Origin of the sequence: Burkholderia sp. BCC0405 (assembly GCF_902833075.1) — a bacterium.
Lineage (GTDB): Bacteria > Pseudomonadota > Gammaproteobacteria > Burkholderiales > Burkholderiaceae > Burkholderia.
The window spans coordinates 1-1,090 of the sequence record NZ_CADFEO010000063.1 but is presented as its reverse complement, the minus strand read 5'-3'; the positions used below and the strand labels follow the sequence as shown (position 1 = coordinate 1,090).

Here is a 1,090-nt window from a genome sequence, read left to right as displayed (position 1 = left end):
TGACCGGTGTCGTAGCCACCGAACACGTAGGTGCTGAAGGTCCGTACCGCCCCGTTGCCCAAATCGATGTCAGCCGACAGTGACGTGCCCAGCAGCGCGCCCATATCCATCCCGGGATCGCTACTCAGCACATCGAGACGATACGACGGCTCCTGCGAGAAACTCTCGTGGACCGTCAGTGCGAGCGCGAGGCAACTCGGGGCCAGCGCGTCGCTGCGCAATTCGATCAGACGCATGCGGGCTCTCCCATCAGTTCAACCCAAGGCTCTCGAAAAACTTGAGCTTGTTAGCGGTCTTCGATTGCTTGGCATATGCGTACGACACGCTGAAACCGGTAATCGATATATCGATACCCGTCTCCGACATGCTCGTTCCTGTGGTACTCACCGAACTGCCGGTCATCGACATGCTTGATCCGGTCACGCTCGTCGACGCCCCCGTGGTCGACATGGACACGCCCGTAACGCTCGTCGAAGTACCGGTATTCGAAATCGACGTACCGGTCATACTCGTCGACGTACCCGTCACCGACGCGCTCGCACCCGTGAAGCTCGTCGACGCGCCCGTGCACGACAGCGAGACGCCCGTCACGCCTGACGACTGCCCGGTCACCGAAGTGCTGACGCCCGTCATCGACGACGCAATGCCCGTCATGCTGTTCGAAACGCCCGTCACCGAATTGCTCAATCCCGTGATGCCGGTCGACATCCCCGTGAACGACGTCGACACACCGGTGAAGCCCGTGCTCACGCCCGTGAACGACGTGCTGACGCCAGTGAAACCGGTCGACACGCCGGTAAATGAGGTCGACACGCCAGTGAAGCTCGTATTGACACCGGTGAACGATGTGCTCAGCCCCGTGAACGACGCCGACACCCCGGTGAAGCCCACCGACACCCCCGTGTACGACATCGAGATGCCCGTATAGCTGACCGAGAATCCCGTCACCGACGTCCTCGTGCCATGCACGGATAGATTCATGTCCTGACCGACCGACGTCGAGCTGTTGCGCTCGACGGTCTGCTGCATGTCGCGCTCGGCATGCAGCATCAGGCGCTCCGCGCCATACTGGTCGTCGAACGTCAGTTGG

The 1,090-nt window shown here is 61.3% G+C and carries 2 pseudogenes; both read right to left on the bottom strand.

Annotated elements, in window-relative coordinates:
* Positions 1 to 236: pseudogene (locus HWX36_RS36700) on the bottom strand (phage late control D family protein); the annotation flags it as partial.
* Between the two features lie 13 nt (positions 237 to 249).
* A pseudogene (locus tag HWX36_RS36895) lies at positions 250 to 1,090 on the bottom strand (type VI secretion system tip protein VgrG); the annotation flags it as partial.